Annotated in this window: 11 protein-coding genes and 1 tRNA gene; 8 read left to right on the top strand and 4 right to left on the bottom strand. The window is 49.5% G+C overall.

Annotated features, from left to right (window positions below):
• Nucleotides 1-278 precede the first annotated feature (278 nt).
• Nucleotides 279-1,700: a sulfatase gene (locus tag Pan241w_RS24835; RefSeq protein ID WP_145221090.1), complete on the bottom strand. Its 1,422-nt coding sequence runs from the start codon at nucleotides 1,698-1,700 to the stop codon at nucleotides 279-281.
• Nucleotides 1,701-1,989: 289 nt separating this feature from the next.
• Here Pan241w_RS24835 and Pan241w_RS24830 point away from each other — a divergent pair, with 289 nt between their 5' ends.
• From Pan241w_RS24830 to Pan241w_RS24810, 5 genes are all read left to right on the top strand, one after another.
• Entirely contained in the window at nucleotides 1,990-2,538 is a 549-nt protein-coding gene (locus Pan241w_RS24830; protein ID WP_145221086.1) for a hypothetical protein, read from the top strand.
• 584 nt (nucleotides 2,539-3,122) lie between these two features.
• Entirely contained in the window at nucleotides 3,123-3,416 is a 294-nt protein-coding gene (locus Pan241w_RS24825) for a hypothetical protein (RefSeq protein ID WP_145221083.1), read from the top strand.
• Between the two features lie 142 nt (nucleotides 3,417-3,558).
• Entirely contained in the window at nucleotides 3,559-3,918 is a 360-nt protein-coding gene (locus Pan241w_RS24820) for a BlaI/MecI/CopY family transcriptional regulator (RefSeq protein WP_145221080.1), read from the top strand.
• A 62-nt stretch (nucleotides 3,919-3,980) separates the two neighbouring features.
• Nucleotides 3,981-8,168 carry a M56 family metallopeptidase gene (locus Pan241w_RS24815; protein WP_145221077.1) on the top strand — a complete coding sequence of 1,396 codons (4,188 nt, stop codon included), beginning with the start codon at nucleotides 3,981-3,983 and terminating at the stop codon, nucleotides 8,166-8,168.
• Nucleotides 8,169-8,320: 152 nt separating this feature from the next.
• Nucleotides 8,321-8,986: a hypothetical protein gene (locus tag Pan241w_RS24810; protein ID WP_145221074.1), complete on the top strand. Its 666-nt coding sequence runs from the start codon at nucleotides 8,321-8,323 to the stop codon at nucleotides 8,984-8,986.
• On the opposite strand, the gene Pan241w_RS24805 is transcribed toward Pan241w_RS24810, so the two are convergent.
• The gene (locus Pan241w_RS24805; RefSeq protein WP_145221071.1) at nucleotides 8,940-10,211 is read right to left on the bottom strand and encodes a sialidase family protein; all 1,272 of its coding nucleotides are present in this window, start codon (nucleotides 10,209-10,211) and stop codon (nucleotides 8,940-8,942) included. The two genes, Pan241w_RS24810 and Pan241w_RS24805, sit on opposite strands and share 47 nt — an antisense overlap.
• A gap of 237 nt (nucleotides 10,212-10,448) precedes the next feature.
• Here Pan241w_RS24805 and Pan241w_RS24800 point away from each other — a divergent pair, with 237 nt between their 5' ends.
• Entirely contained in the window at nucleotides 10,449-13,568 is a 3,120-nt protein-coding gene (locus Pan241w_RS24800; RefSeq protein WP_145221069.1) for a DEAD/DEAH box helicase, read from the top strand.
• A 107-nt stretch (nucleotides 13,569-13,675) separates the two neighbouring features.
• Here the strand turns inward: Pan241w_RS24800 and Pan241w_RS24795 are convergent, their stop codons facing one another.
• Nucleotides 13,676-18,106 carry a PVC-type heme-binding CxxCH protein gene (locus tag Pan241w_RS24795; protein WP_145221066.1) on the bottom strand — a complete coding sequence of 1,477 codons (4,431 nt, stop codon included), beginning with the start codon at nucleotides 18,104-18,106 and terminating at the stop codon, nucleotides 13,676-13,678.
• A gap of 312 nt (nucleotides 18,107-18,418) precedes the next feature.
• Nucleotides 18,419-18,503, bottom strand: a tRNA-Ser gene (locus Pan241w_RS24790).
• Between the two features lie 512 nt (nucleotides 18,504-19,015).
• Here Pan241w_RS24790 and Pan241w_RS24785 point away from each other — a divergent pair.
• Nucleotides 19,016-22,639 carry a tetratricopeptide repeat protein gene (locus tag Pan241w_RS24785; RefSeq protein WP_145221063.1) on the top strand — a complete coding sequence of 1,208 codons (3,624 nt, stop codon included), beginning with the start codon at nucleotides 19,016-19,018 and terminating at the stop codon, nucleotides 22,637-22,639.
• A gap of 66 nt (nucleotides 22,640-22,705) precedes the next feature.
• Nucleotides 22,706-23,752 (top strand): tetratricopeptide repeat protein, encoded by a 1,047-nt coding sequence (locus tag Pan241w_RS24780; RefSeq protein WP_145221060.1) that lies wholly within the window; start codon nucleotides 22,706-22,708, stop codon nucleotides 23,750-23,752.
• Nucleotides 23,753-23,906: the final 154 nt, after the last annotated feature.

The raw sequence follows: 23,906 nt of genomic DNA, 5'->3' as shown, positions 1-23,906 counted from the left end.
TGAAGTTATTGCATGTTCCTACTGATTTATGCTTGCGTGTGCCACCGTCGGCTTGACCGACGGTGCCGGTTTCGTTCACCCAGACAAGGTGACACAATGAAGTGAGCGGGTCGGTGCTAGCCGCCGGTTTTGTGTCAGGGTTCCTGGTTCAAAAACGGTGGCTAGCGCCATGCCGCTCATGTGTTCGAGGATCGCAAGTCCGTTGTCCAACGTCACAAGAATGAAGCACGCGAATAGATTGAGCTGCTGCAACTAAAGCGAAAAGCGTGAGACGCAGCTTAGTTCGCGGGTTTATAACCGGGATTGGGAACCGGCATTTGCGCTCCGACTTGTTTCAGATGGTCCTGCAACTGTTTCTGAAGCCGCGCGGTGATCTCTGGTTTCTCTGCTGACAGATCATGCGTTTCACTCAGGTCATGAGCCAGATCGTATAACTCGCTGTGATTGTCTTCGTAAAAGTGGATCAGCTTATAGTCGCCCGCCCGGATAGCACTATAGGGGACGCCGATGAAAACATTGTAATGCGGATAATGCCAGTACAACGCTTTACGGTCGAGTGAGGCTGCGGGATCTTTCAACAACCGAACAAGTGAGACGCCATCGACATTTTTATTGTGAGCTGCGTTTCCTTCGGCCCCGGTGATATTGAGCAGCGTCGGATAAAAGTCCATCGTGATGATCGGCTCAGAACAGACAGAGCCGGACTGTGTCACGCCAGGCCAGAGCACGATGGCAGGCACTCGCGTGCCCCCCTCCCAATGCTGTCCTTTTTCCCCGCGCAGGGGAACGTTGCTGCTGGTCTTGCGACAGACACCGCCATTGTCGGATGTAAAGACAATCAGCGTCCGGTCGGCGATGCCGCTCTGTTTCAGCTGTTTACGAACGCGGCCCACTGCTGTATCGACAGACTGAACCATCGCCGCATATTCAGGGTTTTTGTGGTGTTCCCCTTGGGGCAGCTGTTTATATTTCTGTACCAGATCGGGACGTCCCTGGATCGGTGAGTGTACCGAATAAAACGAGAAGTAGAGAAAGAAAGGGTTGTTCTGTTGCTGCTTGATCAGCGTCACTGCTTCATCGGTCAGCCGGTCGGTAAGATAACGCCCTTCGCGCTGTTCGACCGTCAGTCTGCTGTCCCACTTCAGAGCATCGCCACCATAGGGAAAGTGATAACTGCGTGGCAGTCCCCGCTTGGTGCCGGCAATATTAACATCAAAACCGTGATCCTGTGGAAGATTTCCTGCCCCGCCGAGGTGCCATTTGCCGATGTGCAGTGTTTTGTAACCAGCGTCGTGCAATGCTTCGGGAAGACTCGTATATTTTTGATCCAGGTGCTGCTTCCACTCCGGTGGTTTCAATGGAAAATCGCGGTATTGTTTCGCCCAGCCCGGAATCCAGTCAGTCAGATGCGTGCGGGCGGGATACATGCCGGACATCAAGGCGCCGCGTGTGGGCGAGCAGGCATTGCAGGCCGCATAGTTCTGCGTGAATTTCATTCCCTCAGAGGCGAGTCGATTGATATTAGGCGTCTGGTAATAGTCGCTGCCATAACAACCAAGATCCGTCCAGCCCAGATCGTCTACGAGAAAGAAAACCACATTCCACGGACGCTCGGCTGCGTTCGCCGGCGTGTTATAGCTGCCGCCTAACACCAGCAGGATTACGGTTGAACAGACAACACGTTGCAGCAGACCGATCATGGCTATTTCCTCGGGAGAGTAAAATGATCCCCGTTGAGTTTCAGAAGGACTTGAACAGGAAGCCGAGTCATCTATGATAGCAGGACCATGTCGCAGAAGATACGCTTCTGGCCTTTCCCCAATATCTCCTGCTCGCTGCGCTCGGCCCGGATAATATCCGAGCCCATCTGTCGCTTGAGACAGATGGGAAATGAGAATGTTGAGACTTGCTGCTATTGCAGAAATGTAAAGCAAGCCGGTTTCTTAAAAAAATAATCGAGTATTCATTTAATTTCTAGATTTGAGAAAAATGTTCAAAAATGCCATACGGGATTTGATTCAACTTATTCCCCCTTCAAATCATCAATCGAAGGGGGAATATGGACACTTTCTGAATCAGCAATTGGGGGGACCACTCAAGCTACCGGATGATTATATTGATTTCTTGAACCATTATTCCAGCGGTGCTTTTACAGAAGAAGGCTATCCTGCCTGGAAAATCTTGGATCTGGTTACGGATCAGGGCATTTCTTTCTCAAACGATTTCTTGTATGTGGCCAATGAAACCTGCTTATACGCTCCTGAAATTATATCTGCTGTCTACCCGACACTTCCTGGTGCGTTGCCATGGGGATCTTACGACCAGGGTTTAACATTTTACTGGTGGGTTAATGGGGATCCGAACACATGGGAGATCATTGTGGATACTCGTAGTGAACCAATTTGTTACCAGTTATCTATGACTGAGTTTTTAGTCGCGTTTTTTTCAGGGCAATTGCCTGAGCTACTTACGAGTAGTCACATCAGTGAGATCAAAATTGGGTTTATGACCTGGGATGAATTTTATGGTGCAAAGTAAGGTAAAGCGTTTTACAGAGTCAAATATGAGGGTTCCTGAAACCTTAAATCATTTTTTGCGATTCTATCGCTGGGTATCCGTGAACTACTTTTCACGGCCGGACAAGCCGGGCCGTGGCACACGGTGAGTATTCTATGAAGAGTGTTCTCTCTTGTTCCTTTTTGCTACCACGAAAAACACGAAACCTCACGAAAAGATCAGGGAATGAGTGTGCGAAATTATTGAATGTCCCTATTGTATTATGCTTGCGTGTGCCATTGTCGGCGTGTTCGACAGTGCTGGTTTCGTTCACCCAGACAAGGTGATACAAAGAGATGAGCGGCATGGCGCTAGCCACCGTTTTTGAACCAGGAAGCCTAACACAAAAACGGCGGCTAGCGCCGACCCGCTCACATTGAGGGACACAACCAGTGCGCATTGTTCATCTCTTGGTCTGCGTGTCTATTCGATATAACCTTGGTCGGTAGAGGATGCTTAGTGAATTCGCAGCCCTCTTCTGTGTTGGTTCATGTGATCTCTCATTTTCGTCACGATGGAATTTTCTTAATCGGCGTAGTGAGGTCAAGAGGAAGGATAATTTTATCATGCGTCAGAACGCGAGGAAACGGGTGCGAACGTGTTTGAATCAGAGTCGAGAGCGGTTGAATGCGGGCCGAAGTGCGTTGATGCGTCGGGTGCAGATGAGCAGCGTTTTGAAAAATCGCTCTGAAACCAGTCACTTTGATAGTGCTCCTTTTGAACCGATGCAGATTGATTCAACTGAATCTGTACTGTTCTCGCGCGCGACGCAGATCGGAGATCATCTGGAATGCCGCGGTCGCGTCAAGGGAGCTTTGATCAGCGGGAAATTGTTCCGGAAAGAAAATTTCGCCTTGTGAATTTTCTGTTTGGTGATTCCGGGTGAACTGATTTGAATCAATGTGTGGGAAAGTCACATATTGATCTTGTGTACTTGTGGAAAGTGTGAAAGAATCACAGTTCAGGGTTGTCGAACCGCATTCTATTTTGATCAGAGGCACTATGATGGATCAACCAAATCAAAATGAACTGGAAGTACTGCGTCTGTTATGGGAAGACGCGCCGCAAAAACCGGCTGAAATTCAGGCCGCGTTCGGCTGGGACATTGATAACGGCACGTTGCGAAGTGTGCTCGTGGGCATGGTTGAGCGCGGGCTGCTGACGCGAAAACGCGTCGGTCGTGCGTATGTTTATTCGCCTAAGTTGCGACGCGAGACCCATTTCCGTCAGATGGTGCGGCGATTGGCAGAAGTCTTTACCGGCGGGTCCACTGGGCAATTGCTGATGGAACTGGCTGAGAAAGAACGGCTCACTCCCGAAGAACTCAAACAACTGAAGAAAATTGCTAAAAGCGAGAAGTAAACGAGAAATGAATCACGTTCCTGCCGGTCGCATTGCGTTCTGGCTTTGAAAAGGACACGCAGATGCTGAATTCAATTCTAGCTATCGACATCATGATCCGTCTGAGCATAGTCCTGGCGATCGGCTGGCTGGCACTGCGGATTTCAGCGAAACAAAATCCGCGCTGGTCGGTGTTGATTACCCGCTGCATGATTATCGCCGGACTTGGGTTTCCCGTGGTTTATGTCTGTCTGCCTTCAACAACGCTCGCTGTCTTACCAGCACCGTCGACTGTGATCTCGGAAGACGCACAGACAACGTTGCCATCACCTGTCAAAGTAAATCATGAAGTCCAAGAGGAACCGGGACGTCAACCTCTTGCTCCAACAACAAACGTTATCAGTGAACCAGTCATCGTCGAAACAGAATCGCGCTTGCCAGTGCCTGCCTTGCGTGAATCTGAGACGGCGGTGATGGTTCCACAAATTGAAGTCGCCGACCTGCCTGTTGTTGACAGCGACCCCGTCAGCAATATCAGTGAAGCGTCGCCCGATGAGACACTTGTGAAAGATACAACGGCAACAGTCATTCCTCAGAAAACTCCTGCGACCCACTCGACCGTGTCTGGTTTTCAATGGCTTGGGTTCTGTTGGCTTGCGGGATGTATCCTGCTGCTATTGAAAATCGGGTTCCAGATCAGGCAGGCAAAACAGTTACTAAGGACTTCAGTCGCAGCCTCGGAATCGATTCAAGGCGAATGTGAAATGCTGGCGAGGAATCTGTCTCTGCGATCTATTCCCCGCGTCTGTGTTTCCACCGCCATTAATGGTCCTTGCACGGCTGGACTGCTGCGCCCCAGTATCTTCCTGCCGGATTCGTGGAGTGAGTCGCTCTCGGATGAAGAACGCCGTGCAGTCTTGATGCATGAACTTTCCCACATCGCGGGCCAGGATTCGCTGTGGGATTTAGTGTCTCGCATTGTTGCCGCCCTCTGGTGGTTTCATCCGCTGGTCTGGCGACTGACCTCACAACATCGACTGGCGTGTGAACATATGTCTGATGCACGTGCCGCCGATTCGATTGCCGGCTTTAAAGCCTATCGGCAAATGTTGGCGCAATGGACTTTACGTCGGCAGGGCGCAGAATCGAATTCGGCCGTCCTGGCCATGGCAGATCGATCGTTCATGCTGCGAAGACTAAAGTGGCTCGAAGCACCGCGGTCGTTTGAAACTCTGGGACGTGTCCGCCGTACTGCTTTTCTTTTCATTGCGGTGTTGATTTCCTTCAGTGTGGCTTCCATCAAATTCATTCCTCAAGCCGTTGCACAAAAACCTGAGGACGTCGAACAAACACAGAAACCGGAAGACTCGAAACCGATTTCAACGAAACAAGAGGACGTAAAAAAAGAGAACACAGAGAAAATCAAATCAGGGCAACCGGGACGAATCATCCACGTCAAAGCCGTCGATAGCGAAGGTAAACCACTGAAGGATGCCTATCCCCTGCTGGAACAATCGGATCTCTTTGGTCGCGAATTTAAACGCGACAAAGATCGCGTCGGTTATTTTACTTCGCCGATGGTGAGCCGAGACCGCCGCTGGATGCGGGTCGTTGATGGCAGTGGTGATGGACCGATTCTGTTTAGTGACCTGATCGATGTGACGAAGCCGGAACAGGTCACGCAGGAAGGGGCGATTGTCGCCACTTTGCGTCCCGGAATTCGACTGGAAGGACGCCTTGATGAGAGCGTCCCGCGACCGATCAAAAATGGATGCGTTGAATTATACATCAACGAGGGTGAAACACATCGTATTGGCGGGTGGAGCTGGCAGGATACGGCGTTCGTGCAGGAAGACGGGACCTTTGTATTCGAATCACTTCCCGCGGGCGGGCATGTGCAGCTGTTTGCTCTGGTCGACGGGTACCAGTCCATCAGGCGGTCTGAAGAAACTCTGGCTGAGTATCTGAGACTGCAAAACGCCGGCGATGTTTCATTACTGGAAGCGCTCAGCAAAGCTCCGAATGCGTTCCGGCCTCAATTGTTTCCGCTACCCAAAAGACAGGCAAAAACAGAAATCGTATTGCCGTGCACGCGTTCTGCTGCTCTGGATGTGACGGTGTTTTATCCGACGGGTTCCCCAATACGTGGAGCGGATGTGAAATTTAATCCGAGTGGTCTGTTTCTCGGCGGGAAAGAATTTTTTCCGACCCACGAAGTCATGGCCAAGGCATCGCTCGTCAGACATCCAGATCCGACGCAGGTGCAGCGACTACATGACTGGGCCAATTCCACCTTCTTAGAGGCGAAAACCGACTTCAATGGCGTCGCTCAGGTTCGAAATCTGCCGACCCAGGGGCGCCACAAATTTCGTGTCTGGGCCCCTGGGGTAAACATGCCTGCATATCCTACGATCGACACGCCTGCGTATCCCGTGATAGACATCCCGTTTACCAGTCGCTATGCCGAGATTGATTTGTCGGCGGATACAACACTACAGCGCACGATTACGATGGAGAAGTCGTTGCCGACCGTCTTTCACAAAGTGCTTGTGGTTGATGATCAGGGAAAACCACTTCCTGAGATGAAGGTGACAGTAAGTGAAATCACGTTTCAGAACGCACCTGACAACTGGCATGTCTGGTCGAAACAACGATTTGGATCGGTCCCTTCTGGAAAGACTGATGTCAACGGGCAGGTCAGTCTCCGCCTGCCTCTGAGAGTGTATAATCAAACGGTGACCCGGATGCGCGTGATATTGAAAGGCGACATCAGCCAGGACGTCCCGATTTACAAGCACTTGACGGTTCCCCTCGATTCTGACAAGCGAATTTACCTGTTGATCGTTTCCAAACCGCTGTTTAGAGAAATCCAGAACCTACACGATGTGGAAGTAGAAGTTGTGCCCTATGACAAATTTGGCGGTAACTCTTCTCAAAAAGTGATGCAACATTTTCTCAAATCGCCGTCGCTAGTGATACTCAACAAGCTTTTGGAACTGGCAAAGTTTGATGCAGCGACGCCGCTCCGGATTCGAAGACAAATGAATTGGCAGGCGAGAGCCACACGGAACGCAGCGGAGCGGGATGCATTGTTTTTCTCACTGAATCATATGAATTGGGACGAATTGAATAATCGAAAAAAATTAGGACAGGTTTCCTTTCTCCCCATGCCGAGATTTGAGAATCAGCCGAAGACTGCCCGGCAAACAGAAAAGGAGATGCCATCCTATCGTTTGATTCACACTGACCAGGGAGAACGCGTGGTTGTTCTCTGTGATGTACGTTCCAGGCATGCGATCAGGAAAGAGAAACCGAGCGATTTTTCAGCACCGGTTGCGGCGTTCATCTTTAATGTGTTAGATGGTTCGCTGATCCGAATGCTGGGAGGGAAGGGATCTTCAACTGAGAGTGAGAACGGCCCGATACTGATTTGCATGGGAGGCACGGACGACTTTTTCCTTCTCACTACGGAAAAGGAAAATTACGGTCCTTTTGACCAGACCCTGCGCTGGTATCGGATTGGGTTGGAAAACGAACCGGCGTTGACCGTGTACAATCACAAACACGCGATAGGTTGGTCTGGAACATTCAGCCCCTCTTCACCGCTGGCTGAATATGGAGAAGTCGATTATCGATTGAGTAGTGCTCTGTTGAAGGGCAAACCATTTGACCGAACACGTGGTGGCACATTGCCCGATGGGACACAGGTTCCTCGCAAAATGTACTGGGATGGAACTCGTAATCAGTTTATGAGCCCCGTGACGCAGAGTTATGACGGTCAGCCGCTGTACCAGGTTGTGCCGGAAGAGTCAGCCGAGTTCAAACCACTTGATGTCCAATCGGACGACCTCATCGTGGCCGGCGGTCGAACTATTTCTCGGAATTGGCATTCTTGGGACGTTGTGATACCTGCCGGGAAAACCGCTCAACTGCGATTGTTTTCTGTCGATGAAACAGGGAAGGAATCGGTTGAAACAGAACTTCAGACTCAAGACTTGTCTGCAGGCGTGCATAGTCTACGGATCAGGTTTAGATACAGTGGCCAGTTCAGATTCAACAAACAGAATGAACAAGTCACTGAGATTGATATGCGCGTTGATGAGTTGAAGCCAAAAGAGGTTACCATTCCCTACGTTCAAACGGACAGCGTTCCCTCCGTCAAAAATAAACCAGTGGTTCGCACATCGAAAACGACTTTGGATTTGCTCCACCGCGAAACGGTTCAGAGCAAACAGCGGCTCGTCTGGCGGGTGGAACTCAAATCCGATTGAGGTTTGTACGGATCCATTTACTAACAACTTGCAAAATCGGGGTGAAAATTTCAATCCGATGCACGCTTTGTTACGTTCTCACAGAGAAGACGGCATTCAAATGGTTCAATCCATGGATTACCTGATTGATCTTTTCTGAAGAGACAATTCCGATGAAACTCCTGTTAATCATTCTTCTGATCACCTTTGTGGCTTTGTGGCTGGTGAATATGATACTGGGGCGGATCTGGGGATTTTATGAACCGTTTGAGTGGTCGTCTGGTGGGAAATCAAATTTTGTCTCAGAACTTGCAATGCTTGTGTTTTTCTCCAGTTGTCTTCTGGGGATGGCCTTGAATTCTGAACTTTTGCCAATTTGTTTTACTTTTGCGGTTCCTGCCTGGCTGATCGGATTTATGTCGCAGGAACGAGCTCGGAAACGATTCCAGCTCAAAGAATCAGAATTGTATGAGGCAAACAAAAAAGAGCATCCCGGCATTTTCGACAGTCTGCCACCGGAGAATCTCGACGACTTTGATGATGAGATTTTCGATCTATATGATGCCGGGATCGCGACTTACCTGGGAACGATCAGCCGGGGTGACTTGCAGATTCTCATCAGTCGTTTTGAACTTGATGGAGAACAGGGGCCTAATGATATTTTTGTTTTCTATGAAATGGTCGAACTGGCTAAAGAAACTGGGATTTCGGATGAGCTGGAGGCTCTGCTCTATCAGGCACTGGAAAAACGTGATGCGCTCTATCTGCGGTGGCTTCCTCAGCTAAGCAGCCTCAACTCACAAAGGGAGGCAGATTGCGATTCGGTTGGTTCCATTTGATCCGACCGAGCAGCAGGTTTCCTTTTGCTCCATCGCGAGGCAGCCATTCGCCGACGGTGACGCAGGACTCCGCCGGACTGAGGTTCGTGACATCGAAGTTGCCCATCAGCGCGACCTTGTTGGGATCATTCACGCCGTCACCCACCAGCGGCAAGACCACGCGTTCTGTTTCGCGAATCAGACACAATTTCTCTGGATCGACTTGCGCGACCCACAACGGCGAACGCCAGCGGATCACGTTTTTGTTCGTCGCATCTTTGCGTGTATAAACCAGAAATAGACCGTCGGAATGGGTGAGCCAGTGCTGTTGAGTGGTCGACATGCCGATCGGCGTACCATCGTCAAACGCCCACGCCGTTTTTCGATTGTAATTCAAACCATCGAGGCTGGCGGCGACATAGCCGTGCCCATCTTCGGCACGGATCGTCATGAAGAACTGATTCTGGAAACGGGTGATCGAAGGTTCCAGCAAACCCCGGCCGACTTTATTCTTCAAAGGCGGCCCGACCTCGCGGATTTTCAGTTCCGACCCATCAAACGAACAGCGGACGCCGGCCACCATTCGCGGCTGTTTGCCGGGGCCGAACGTGAACGACATCAGAATATCGCCGTCGGGCATCACGAGCCGTTGACCGCAGTTATTGGTATAGATCTCCCCACCGCGGGGATCGTCCCATTGCAGAATCTTCCGTTTCGACCACCGGCCATCTTTCTGCCGTGTGACATAGACCGGATAACGGGCCAGTTGATCTCCTTTCGCAAACCGGGGACCACGATAAAAGACCACATGCCCCAGTGCGAGCACCGTCCCGGTCTGTGGATGGTATTGCGGCGTCACATCACACACGCCCGCTTTCAATCCCGGATGTTCTTTGACTGCATCGCGGCCCAGTGCAGCGATCGGCTTCGGTGGACTCCAGGTTTTGCCTTGATCCGTCGATTCGGTCCAATGGACCTGACCAAAATAATCAGAGCCCCCAATCTCCTGCAGGTTCATGAGAAAGGTCGACTTACCACCCACGCCGGGAACCAGGCATCCCCGCGGATGAAACCAGGTCACCCCGGAACCATCCCGATTCCGAAACAGCGTCTCTTTAGAAATCGACTTGATCAGCGGCCGTTGAGCCGCCTCAGCCCGTGCAGTTGAAACACCAGAAACCGCCGCAAGGGAACAGAGGGATGAGTGGAGGAAATCACGCCGGGTGAGGGGATGTTGATGTGACACCGAATCAACTTTCTATTTTATGACAAAGGAAAAAGTTACTACTAATGATATAAAAATTCATCATCAAATTCCAGAATTGATTCTCTGCGAAGCCATTTACTTCGTTTCTCAAACAAGACATTATCAATTTGTCCTTATGATGACATCACCCTAGTAGTCTTTTGGTCAAATTCTGTTTACAGTGATGCAAGAACAATTGAGAGCAGGCACCGAAGTGAAATAAAATCAGGACCTAAAATGACTGAAAACAACCAGCCGGGGTTGTATGAACAATTGCTGACGAATACCCTGCAGCGTCAATTAGAACAGTTGAGTGATCCCAGGCTTTATTCCACAGCGAGAGTGGATGCCGATGATGCGCATACTGCAATCTCGCAATTCCTAGAGCACGCACTCGCTTCTGGGCTGGCGAGTTTTCGTGGTGTTGAGGCAGTTGAACGACAGAAGAGAGTTGTAGATCGAATTCTATCAATTCTCGTTGATGAGCTGGGGCAGGATTGGGAACACCAATTTGATATTACGACGCCATTGCGTAGGCTGCTTGCAATTCACCGTACATCGGAGCAACCATTCGATCAGCGCCCTGATACACCACTATCGCGTTCGGCTCTGTTAACGGGAACACGACTCGATCCCAGTTTGGGAAGCCAGTTGAAAAAGGAGATCGCAACAGCAGATTCTGTTGACATACTTTGTTCGTTTATCAAGTGGAGTGGGCTGCGCGTGATTCTGGATGAATTACGAGCATTGGCCGAACAACCAGCTGACAATGGTCCAAGGATTCGTGTGATCACAACCAGTTATATGGGAGCCACTGATCCCAAAGCAATTGAAGAATTAAGCAAACTTCCTAATACCGAAATTCGAGTTAGCTATGACACGAAACGAACACGACTGCATGCTAAGGCTTATCTTTTTCATCGCTTGACGGATTTTGGTAACGCTTATGTTGGTTCTGCGAATCTTTCCAATGCCGCGTTGTCAGAAGGATTAGAGTGGACGACGAAAATTAGTCAGTACGAACTTTCGTATTTATGGGGAAAAATTACAGGGACATTTGAAACGTATTGGCAAGATGAAGAGTTTCAACGATTTACGGGAGCAGACCCGGAACGATTACGCCAAGCGATACACAGAGAGCGTTCGTCAGCTTCTGATCCTGAAATAAACGTGAAGTTTGACCTACGTCCTTATCCATTTCAGGAAGAAATATTGGACATTCTTAAAGCAGAACGGGAACTACAAGGTAAAAGACAGCATCTGGTCGTTGCTGCGACGGGGACTGGAAAAACTATGATTGCTGCGTTCGATTATGCCCGCGTCTGTCGCGAAAAGAATCGCCAGCCTTCGTTTTTATTCATTGTACATCGCGAAGAAATATTGAAACAGGCACTCGCATCATTTCGTGCCGTCTTAAGAGACCAGAATTTTGGAGATTTGCTAGTAGGGGGGAGAGAACCTGCACAGAATACCCATCTATTTTGTTCCATTCAAAGTTATAACTCTCGCGAGTTAGGTAAAAGTGCGGCAGATGCATATGAATATGTTGTTGTTGACGAATTTCATCACGCTGCAGCACCTAGTTACCGACGCTTGCTAGACCATATTCGCCCAGACATTTTACTCGGGCTCACTGCGACACCAGAACGATCAGACCAACTCGATGTCCTACAAAGGTTCGGTGGACGAACGAGTGCAGAAATCCGTTTGCCGGATGCTATCAACCGGAAATTGCTTTGTCCGTTTCAATACTTTGGTGTAGCAGATTCGGTAGATCTAGATGGTCTCACATGGCAACGTGGCGGTTATAGCATTGAGGAACTCGATCAAATCTATACTGGAAATGACGTGCGGGCTCGGCTAATTCTCGACAAAACACATCAGATATTATTACATCCTTATCAAGCACGCGGTCTCGGGTTTTGTGTGAGCAAAGCTCATGCTGAATTTATGGCGCGTTACTTTAATGAAAGTGGAATTTCCGCCGCCGCATTGACGGCAGACTCGTCTAATGAATTGCGGCGAGCGGTTCAAAATCAGTTACGCACGCGTGAAATCAACTTCATTTTTGTCGTCGACCTTTATAATGAAGGAGTCGATATTCCTGAGGTCGATACGCTGCTTTTACTCCGACCTACAGAAAGTATGATGATCTTTCTGCAACAGTTGGGGCGTGGCATGAGACTGCATGAAGAGAAAGAATGCTTGACAATTCTCGATTTTATTGGTGCACAGCGGCGTGAATTTCAATTTGCGTCCCGTTTTCGAGCGCTAAGTACCAAGCCTGCGCAACAGCTTGATCAAGAAATAGAACACGGATTTCCCCATTTGCCCAGTGGTTGTGTTATCCAGTTAGAACGCGTAGCACAGCAGCGAGTACTCGAAAATGTTAAAAATACAATACGACTACACAAGTCTAGAATAATTTCCAGTCTGCGTGAAATGGGGATTGGTTTTGGGTACGTACCAACTTTAGCGGATGCTTTGGACTATTTTAGTACCAATCTGGATGAATTGTTGAAACGAGGCCTATGGTCAAGTCTGTTAGCTGAGGCAGGGTTAATTGAACCCATGGACGATCCTGACCAAAAGCAGTTAGCAAAAGGACTTCGTCGAATCAGTCATGTAGATTGTGTATATCAAATTGAACAATGGCTTCAGCATATTGATCAAGTCGAGATTTCTAAAGGTGAAGATTCTCGGATATTTGAAATGTTGCATGTGAGTCTATGGGGAAAACAAAGTATAGGTTGGTCGATTTCAGAATCTCGAAAACGGTTGCTGGAAAATACGGGTGCTTGCCAAGATTTGAAAGCGATTTTAAATCATCAGCGGCAACGAGCTCTTACACATGAAGCGGGTAGATTACCTTCAGTCTCAGGTCCTTTGACGATCCATGCCCAGTACACTCGTGATGAAATTTTAATTGGTTTGGGGCATTGGTCTCTCAAAGATCGGCCCGACCAACGTGAAGGTGTATTGCATCTCAAGGATGCAAAAGTCGATGCGTTTTTTGTTACATTGCAAAAAACAGAAGCAGATTACTCACCGACCACCATGTATGAAGATTATTTGATATCACACAATTTGTTTCATTGGCAGTCGCAAAGTAATACTTCAGTATCCTCACCCACCGGACAGAGATATATCAATCATCGATCTATGGGGTATACACCACTTTTATTTGTACGTGAGACCAAAAAGCGAGCTTCGGGACTTACCACGCCATACTATTACCTTGGTCCTTGTGAATACGTTTCGCATTCTGGTAACCGTCCCTTGAATATAATTTGGAGACTTACTAATTCTGTACCAGCAAAGATTTACAGGCAAATGGCTCGGCAAGCTATAGGATAAGAAACAGGTAGACGTTTCAATTAACTTATTGAGTATCAAAAAGCACTTGGAAAGGGAATCTCTGCCCTCGTTGTTTTCCCTGATTTTGTGTACTGTCAGATTTGCTTCTAGCGTTCGATGGTCACGGCCATGACGATGGGGGCGGTGTTGTCGGTGCCTTTGATGAGTTCGATGTTTGTGATCTTGTCCTGACGCTTTGGTTTGACGCCGAGGTAACGTATTTGCTGGCCTCTCAGCATCCAGGCGAATTCGCTTTCCGGTACGTCGACGCGGCGGATGTAGTCGGCGAAGTGGGCTCCGTTGAGGAGCCGGTGATCTTCCGTCTGGCCGTCGGCGTAGTGCAGACGTACGATCATTGAAACCGACTTCTCTCTGCTGGCCGGGAAGCTCCAGCCGCCGACGCCGCTCAACAGGTGAATCGTTTTGGCTCTGGAATTGCACGGCAGGGAAACGGCCTTCGGCATCTTGGGTGGCAGGGGGCCGAAAGGTCCGTTGAGTAAAATTATATTGGGGGTCGACTGGCCGCGGGGATCAGTCAGGACAAAGGGAATCTCTTTGAAGGTTTTGGGTTTCCAGTCGGGGAAGATCATCTGATCCGGTCCGTTTTCGCCGTCGTGAAATAACGGTTTGGTGCTGACAGCGGTGGCGTAGCGGCCCAGTGGAATGGGTAGAAAACGCCCCTTGCTGGTGAGGAATTCCAGCAGGTCGGTCAGTTGCTGTTCGGTAATCTGCTTTTCAAATCCTTCGGGCATCACCGATTTGCGTGACGCGATCAGTTCGTCGATGTCTTCGCGGGGGACATCGAATTTCTTTGCCTGGGAATCTACGATCGTGATGCTGGTCCGGCTTTCACCCGCCAGCATCCCATTGATGATCTTGCCATCCAGCGTCAAAACTTTGTAGAGCCGAAAATTGCCTTCCACATTTCGTGACGGATCGAGAATGTGTGTCAACAGTTCGGCTTTAGGGTGAACGGCCATGCCGGTTAAGTTTGGTCCAATCGAATGGCCCAGCTCACCATGCTGATGGCAGGCCGCACAGACCTTTTTAAAAATTTCTCGGCCGGCATCAGAGTCACCTGTGACCTTGGTTACGTGCATTAACGACTGCAGTACTTTCTCACGATTGGCATCCGGAAGTCCTCCCCCCATTGCAAGAAGTTTCTCTGCTTGAAGACGAAGTGTTTCGTCTGGAAAAGATCGCAGTGCCTGCTTCTGTTCAAGCGATAAATCGTTCAGATCGAATTGGCGCTTTGCAGCGGCGTTCAACAACGATTTGGTCCAGGCAGGTTTACTGAGGATGATATTGATCGCCGTCGATTTCACTCTGGGGGTCAGCGTTGATAACGTTTCCACGATTACTTCTCCCGCCAGCGGCGATTGACTCCGTCCGATTACTTCAAAGAGCTGGTCCGCCACCTCGGGGGGCGTCTGTGCATGAATCTGTTCGATAATCTGGCTCACGACGTCGTCATCATTGACGCGAAAGCTGACCAGGTCGCGGGCGGCGGCCACACGCATTTCTGGTTTTGTGTTTTCGCTGCTGAGCTGATCGACGAGCGATTCTATCATTTCTTCAGCATAGTGAGCCAAGGCGTCGGTATGACACTGATTGGCAAGTTGGAGCAGCTTGAACCTGCTGGCAGGATCGATCCGTTCAAAGGCAGAAATCAGAGTCGCATCCAGTGAGTCAGACTTGGCAAGCGTAAACTTTGCTGGCAGACCCTCGGTCAAGCCGTTCAGAACGGCACTGACGATAGCAGGATTGGCCTCTTGCATCCCTGAGATAATGGATTGCAGAGTTTGCGCATCGGGTTTTCCGCGGCCAATATGCTCGGCGATGGTACGTGCGATCTGAATATTAGCATTCGCAGCAGGACGTGCCTTCTGTGAAGTGACCGATTGCAAAAAGGGAATGGCATGCGTCGCTGCGGCAGACGTCAAGCCATCAATCAAAATGCCATCGGTTTCTTTTGCAGCAAGCTCGGCGATCAGTTTACCTGCCTGGTCTGAAGCAGGCATATCAGCAAGTGTCAGAATCGCCTGCAAGCGTATCTGGACATCGCGGTCATCAAACAAACGGCGATGCGCCAGCAAGAGATCTAAGCCATTTTCGTCTGTCGGTAAAACGGCGATCGCATTTCGCCGGACTCCCGCTGACGGATGAGTCAGACCGTTTTTGAGACAACGAGTCACAAAGCCGGCAGCCTTGAACCGCGTATCAAGTTGAACGTATCCCAGGCCTTTCAAAGTGTGGAGTGCGTGGATGGCTCCCACGTTGAGGTCCACTTGATCAACGGCCTGATCAGCGGCCAGAGCAACTAACGGTTGCAGGACATCGTCTGCCTTACGTTCAATGAGCAGACGTTGTGCCTGCAGACGCCAGACGAAGGAGGGGTGCTTGAGTACTTCAATCAGTTCTTTGTTCGATTTATTTGCAAGGCTGTCAGCGTCGTGAAGATTGTCGCCTTTTTTTGAAACAGGCACGACGCGATAAATTCGCCCATGTTTTTTGTCTCTCAAATCACTTTCGTAGGCCCTGCCCTTGCCTGTTTTGAAGCCATGAGGCGTCGGGTTGTGTTGGACAATGTAGTTGTACCAGTCGATCACCCAGACCGCGCCGTCCGGGCCGACTTCTGCCAGGACGGGCGCACTCCACTCATCATCACTGGCAAGCAAATTGACGGGACTGGTCGATTCATAATTCGCACCATCGCGGCGAAGCACATATGTGCCGACGAGATGACCAGTCGGACCGCAGACGAAGGCGGTCTTGTTCCACCATTGCTGAGGAAATGTGCGGGCTGTGTAAAGTGCGTGGCCTGCTGCAGCCGTGTATCCGCCGTGGTGATCCACCTGGCGAATTTTGTCTGTGATCGGTTTGAAGAGATGAGAGTCTGCAATCGAATGCAGGGTCGAAGGCGCCCAGCCGCGAACCCGTTCATAGTACCGATTGGGAACCGGCATAAACATGCTGGGGTTTCCATTCGCAGTGGAACCAAAGATCAGACCTTCTTCGCTGATCCCCAACCCCCAGGTGTTATTATCACTCGAACGAATAAACTCCAGATCGGTGACTTGTGGCGGATCCGTCTGTGAGAGTTTGAAACGCCAGAATCCCTGTCCGAACGATTGTGTGGCCTGGCCGTTGAATTTGGGGGTGCTTTTGTTGTAGCCCTGCATCGCCCAGATCCAGTTATCCAGCCCGTAGCGGAAATTGCTGACGCCGCCGTGCGTGTCTCCCAGTGTCCAGTTTGAAATGAGTGTTGTCTGTTGATCGGCAACATCATCGCCATCGGTGTCTTTTAAATAGATTGTCTCCGTGCCATTCTGTACGACCGCGCCACCGCGAACAATGACGATGGCGGTGGGAATACTCAAGCCTTCTGCGAATACCGTGAATTTGTCAGCCACGTGGTCAGCATCAGTATCCTCACAAATTCGGATGCGGTCGCGATCTTTTCCTAACTCATTGGGGTAGTCGACGGTCTCGCAAACCCACAGACGACCTCGCTCATCCCAGGTCATTGCGATCGGTTTGGAATGAAAATCACGCTCGTCTGCATAACGCCGAACTGCTATGCCCTGGGGTGTGACAAAGTGCTTGATTGATTCTGCAACAGACAGTGGCTTCTGCATTAAGTTGCGTGGTGCGCTCTGAGTGCCCCATTTTTTACCCGGGGTGTAGTTGGGGATTTTTGGACCGACATCGACGTACTCGAATTTCTTCAGATCACGGCGGAGTTCTGTCATTGGGGGAGCGGTAAAGCTGTTGGGATCGCTGAACGCGGGGACTTTGGTGGGGTCATCGCCACACGCCCAGCGAATGCCACGTTCTACCAGATTTTGGAAACCGGGATTCTTAAACGTGCGCTGGTCATGCCCCCATGCGGTGTAAAAGACACGACCTTTACCATGTGTTTTAATCCACGTCCAGGGTTCGCGTTTCTTGCCTGCTGCCTGATCGCCCTGGACTCGGTATTCGAGCACGGTTCGATTTTTTTCATTGTGCAGGTGATGAATATAAGTCTCATCCCAACTGGTGAAGCTGTTGTAGCCCTGCATAATCGGGTGATTCGGGCGTGCGATCTCTGTGGTAAAGACCTGTCCGCCATGCTGTTGAAACTGAGCGCCCATCAAGGCCACGATTTCTTTATTGTTCCGCCAGCAATAACTCGCACAATGCAGCGGAATGAAGCCGTGTCCCTCCGCTATATAATTGAGCAACGCTTTCGCCTGCGCATCTTCAATGCGATCAATGTTCGCATACAGAACCAGCCCGTCGAATTGGGAGAGTGTTTCTGGATCGATGTTCTCCATGCGATCGGTGTATCGCAAGGTAATCCCGCGCTCTAAGAGTGCGGGAGCAAGTTCCTCGAATCGACGTGAGGGCTGATGATGCCCGTTGTCGCCGATAAACAACAGATCGAGTTTCTCAGCTGAGGCGGTTGTTGACGAAATCCCCAGCAGAATGAAAGCAACGAGGCAGGCAAAGAGACGAATGGTATTTCGGATGTAGAATGATAATGCGAGCGGCATAATAGATTCTCTGTCAATTTCAAAGAAAAGAGTCGATCCTGGAGACAGGATCGAGAGAAAAGGAACAGCTCGAATGAAGCTGTTTCCCATTTCATCTTAACATGACAGGAAACAAAGTAGATGGGATTTTGCGTATTTTTTCCTGCGATATTTTACCAGCTACCTGCTGTCGCAGTTTGTTACACTCCCGTGAGCGCAGCTCTCGTTTGCAGAACTGCAGGAAACAATTGACTCACGAACGGAAATCCAGCGGGGATAAAAAACAAGCTGAACCGCAGGAAACGATTCAGCATGTGTTTGATTCAATATAAGCGGAGAGAGGGGGATTCGAACCCCCGGTACCTTGCGGCACACCGGTTTTCGAGACCGGCACATTCGGCCACTCTGTCACCTCTCCGGTTGAATAGATTGACTGTAATTGATCCTCTTTATATAGACATCAGAGTCCAGCGTCAAATTCGAAGGTGATGCGAATTTTGGTTTGTGATTCTTAATTCCTCGGTATCTCTTTCTGAAGCAGTAAGTAAGTCACTGCCAACTATCTGCCAATGAGGGGCGTAGTAAACTCAGCGGGTCTGCGTTATTCAAACTGGGATTCTATGGTTTCATGGGCTGAACAGTTGGAATTATCAATGATTCCGGGCATCTTTCTTGCAGAGACCATCCCGCCGGGATATGCTGGTATTTATAGACATTTTCTGTAAAGAATGGTTCTCTCTCATCTTTGGAAAATCACCTCTCGCAGAAAAAACTAATCTGTCAGCGAACATTTAGTAAACGAAGTAGGTATAATGTATGCCAAGGTGTGTCCATTCTGTGTGGCTACTTTCGATTACGTGATTTCGTGGGTATAACTCCTTTCTTTCACGATCTTGGTTCATTCGTTCATTAGCGATGGAATTTATAAGTATGCGTCTATTCCATTTTGTTTCGATCCTGAGTCTGTTTACGATTCTGACTTTCGTGACCCCCTCATTTGCCGAAGAGCAGTATCTTGAGTTTATCGAGGGACTACGGGACAAAAACTATCACGATACCGCTCTGGATTATCTGAATCAAATTGAGGCAGACAAAGAAACACCCAAAGAAATTCGAGAGCTGATTCCCTTTGAACGCGCGATGACGCTGATGATGTTCTCGCGAACTCAGAAACTTCCCCAAGATCAGGAGGAAACGCTGAATCAGGCGCTGGCACAACTTGAGTTGTTCACAAAGCAGAGCCCGAATCACCCCAAAGCAGGGACGGCCAATACCGAACGTGGAAAGATTATTCTTGAGAAAGCGGAAGTTGAGGTTCGCAAAGCGCAGACTTCTGATCAAGTCAAGAAAAAAGAGGCTCAAACAGCCGCCCGCAAACTCGTTGCCCAAGCGCGGGCGATCTTTCAAAAAGCGTATAACCTGCACGAAAAAACCTGGAAATCATTTCCGGCCACATTCATTGATAAGCAGAAAGAGCCGGAAAAGTACGCAGCCCGTGCCAGAGCAGAAATTCAGTTCATGAGTGCCCAGCTCGACCTGGCACAGTGTACTTACGAAGAAGCGCAAACCTATGATCGCGGCAGTGCCGATTTTAATCGTCTGTTGAAAAAAGCGTCTGAAGAATATGCCAAAATTCACGAGCGTTATCGCAGTCAGGTGGGTGGGCTCTATGCCCGAATGTGGCAGGGAAAATGCTTTGAAGAGCAGGGAGAACTGGGACGCGCCCTGGGGATTTATAATGAACTGCTGGGCCACCCTGGAAAATCACAGCCCATCAAACAGTTAAAAGATAACATCTTGCAGTTTCGACTCATCTGTTTGAATGATGAAAAGAAAAAAGACTATCAATTGGTGATTAACGAAGCCGAGCAGTGGTTAAAAGAAAACCGGTCTCGAAGTCGAACTGCGATCGGCCAGGGAATTACCTGGGAGCTGGCACGTGCGCAGGAAGCGCTGGCGAATGTCGAGGGAACGAAAAAGAGTGACCAGGAACGTATTCTACGACAGGCGTTGACGAACGCTCGTTTTGTGAATGCCTTCCGAGGAAAGTACCGTGATGTTTCTCGTCTGATGGTGGGCCGCCTGAATGCGAAACTACAGGGCAATTCTGGCGGAGATCCCCAAGACTTTGAGACCGCCTACGGTTTAGGGCAGGATCGTATCAAACAGACCAAGTCCTTAAAAGATAAAGTCGCCGCAGCAAAATCGCCTGCTGATAAAAAGAAAGCACAGGTCGAACTAAATCAGTACATGGAAGAGACGGCACGTCTACTGAAAATTGCTCTGAGACTGGCAGACGGAAAAACCGATCCGAAGGAACTGGATCACGCCCGGTTTTTACTGTGTTACACCTATTATAATCTGCGACGCAGTTACGAGTGTGCAATTCTCGGTGAATACATCGCCAACAATCATCACAAAGACAGCGCCCAGATTGCTTTGGATGCTGCCTATCTGGCGCTGGCGGGTTTCCTGCAAGCCTATAACGATGCGCCGAAAGAGCAGCGGTATGTGGATAACCAGCACATGGAAAGCATCTGTAATCTGATCGCCACCAAATGGCCGGATAGCGACCGTGCGAATGATGCTCGGATTCAGCTGGGGAATATCTACAGCCAGACCGACCGACCAGCAGAAGCGGCAAAATGGTATTCTCAAGTGCCAAAGACGGCACCTCAGTATGTGGACGCACAAATCAGAGCAGGTCAGGCATATTGGAACAGTTATCTGACAGCGATGTCGCGTCGCTCTGAAACAAAGCCTGGAGAAGTGAATGAATGGGCGAAACTTGCTGAGAAGCATTTACGGACAGGGATTGCCGCGACAGAGAAATCGGTTCCACCCACCGCGGCGACGCCGGAAAATCTGACCGCGGCGAAAACATCACTGGCACAGATCGCGCTCAATAATGGCAACTATCAGGAAGCCATCGATATCCTGTCGAAAGACCCGCATTCCGTACTAAAAGCCATTCATCTTGCGAAAGGCAAAAAACGGCCTGCAAAAGGGGTGCAAAGCAGTGATTTCGCAAATCTGGTGTACCAGCTTCAACTACGCGCTTACATTGGCTTACAGCAGATTGACCTGGCCCGGAAAGCGATGAACCAGTTAGAGGAATCTGCATCGGGCACGGGAGGCGAATCGATTACCGACATGTATCGCCAGCTCGGTGAAAAGATCACAGAAGAGATCGAACGTCTCAAAGCCGCCGGGGATACTAAGCGAATCGACGATGTCCGTAAGTCACTGGAAACATTCCTGACGGATATCTTCAAACGGAAAGATCAGACGTACGGATCGCTGGTCTGGATTGGTGAAACCTATTATGGAATGGGACAGGGTGCCAGCGAGAATCCGGCAATCGCCCGGGGCTACTTTGACAAAGCCGCCGCCGCCTTTGAAGAAATTCAGAAACGACAAGACGCCTCCGGAGATTTTATTCCGGGGAACTTCCAGGTCGGAATTACACTGCGATTAGTGAACTGTAAGCGGCAGCAAGGCGAATTTGAAGAAGCGTTGAAACTGATTACACCTGTGCTCAAAGAAAAAGATAATTCTCCCGAAGTGCAGTTTGAAGCAGCTTCCATTCTGCAGGACTGGGCCGGCAGTGGTCAGGGGGACTCCAACAAAAAATATCTGGAAGCGATCAATGGAATGGAGCTTGAGGGGGGAGCCCTGCTTCGAGGCTGGGCTTATCTCACTCGTATCTTACAGACTTCCATTGCTTCCACGGGACGTGATGATTTGAAGAAAATGTACTATGACGCCCAGTACAATAAAATCGAGTCTCGCCGAAAATACGGAATTGCCATCAACGATACCAAAGAACTGGAAAAAGCAAAATTAGAGACCAACGTCTTCGGTCAGATAAGTGTCGATTTGCCAGATGATGTCTGGGAACGGTTTAACCAACTGTATCGACAAATTCAGACTGACATGGGTGAAGATCCTGTCGATCTGGAACGGCGTCAGACTGCGACTGAGACAGTGGCTGCGAATGATGCAAAACAGTTAAAAACAGAATCACCAGCAAATACTCAGCAGAAAGTCGCACAACAGTCAGCGGCTGCAGCAGAGGCACCAGGTGGTTCGAATACGATGTTATTCCTGGCCGTGATTGTCTTGGGGATCGGTGGTGCTGTTGCGTTTTATTTCTTCGGATTGAAGCCTGGGAAAAAAGCACGTCCGTCGTATCAACTTGCTTCAAATGTGACAATGCCTTCGGAGATTCCGGCACCACCAGCGCCAGCTCCCAAAACGAGTCGGTCGGCGTCTCCGAAGTCTGCCATGCCGAATGTGGGCACTGAGAAACCACGCACGAAAGCAGAACCTGAAAAAGAAAAACGGAAAAAAGCACCAGAACAAAGTGGAACTGGTAAAGAGAAACGAAAATTAACACCGGAGCAGATTGCCGCCCGTAAGGCCAAACTGGCGCAGATGTCACCGGAAGAAATCGCAGCCCGTAAAGCGGCGATTGCCAAGAAAAAAGCCGCACAGGCGAAACAGCAAAAACAGTCAAGACCTCGTCCGGAAGGTGAATCCAAAGACGCCTGAGTTTCTCAGGCTGACAACAACATCTATCTGTGATGAGACCAATTATTGTTGAGGAGCAATAAACTGATGAAACGCCCGATCTGGTTAAGTTTGATTCTGTTGGCAGGTTTGCAAGTTCTGACCATTACCCATCTGGAAGCTGCCGACACGATTTATCAATATAACAGCAACAGCCCGCAGTTAGGCGATATCAAAGGCTACACAAAAACGGAACTGACTTTGCAACGGGGCACAAAGAGTGTCAAAATTCCTGCAAATGAAATTCAGCGTGTGCGTTGGAATGGCGAACCCCCCCAATTGAATATTGCCCGAAATCAGGAACAAAACGGGAACTATGCTGCCGCCTTGGATGAGTATAAAAAAGCGCAGGCTGGCGCCAGTGCCAATCTCAAAACAGACCTGCAGTTTATGATTGCCCGCGCTACGGCCAAAAGTGCCCAGTCAAATGCGGCTGATCTGGACAATGCTATTAAATTCCTGTCTGATTTTATCAAGGCCAATGGCGATCACTATCAGTACTACGCGGCAACGAAACTGCTGGGAGAAGCTTATCTCGCCAAGAAAGATTACGCGGCTGCAAATAAAGAGTTTGGAACTTTAGAGCGTTCTCCCTGGAAAGACACCCAGATGAACGCCAAAAATCTGAAAGCGCGTGTTTTGTTGGCACAGGGAAATGTGAAAGGTGCTCTGGCAGCCTTTGATGCCGTTGCCAAGATGGATGCCAAGTCACCAGCAGAAATGGCCAGTAAGCGTGCTGCTCAATTAGGTAGTGCAGTCTGCCTGGAAAAAGAAGGCAAACAAAAAGAAGCGATTACGGTGCTTGATCAGATTATTAAAACAGCCGACCCTCAACAAACCGCACTCCTGGCAGAAGCTTATCTGCGCAAGGGCGACTGCTTCCGTGAGATAGGAGAAGCGAAAGAAGCTTTAATCGCTTATCTGCACATTGATGTTCTGTTTCCGTCGCAACCTGCAATTCATGCTGAAGCATTGTATCACTTATCCACATTATGGGGAAAAGTTCAGAAACCGGAACGTGGCGCCGAAGCCCGTGCTGTGCTGCAGCAACAGTATCCAAACAGTGAATGGACCCAAAAAGCGGAAGGAAGCTGAGAAATTGACACGAATGTCAGATTGCTGGGCAGATTCGTTAAGTCTACCCTTTACAATGCAATTTTGACCTATAAATAATAACGGGCACTTGAAAAAAGACTTCCCAGTCCGATAGCAAGAGATCCACGATTAACACTCCTTTCAGTAGACCGGA

The organism is Gimesia alba (assembly GCF_007744675.1).
Lineage (GTDB): Bacteria > Planctomycetota > Planctomycetia > Planctomycetales > Planctomycetaceae > Gimesia > Gimesia alba.
The sequence above is the reverse complement of the archived record's forward strand: the minus strand, read 5'-3'. Positions and strand labels throughout refer to the sequence as shown.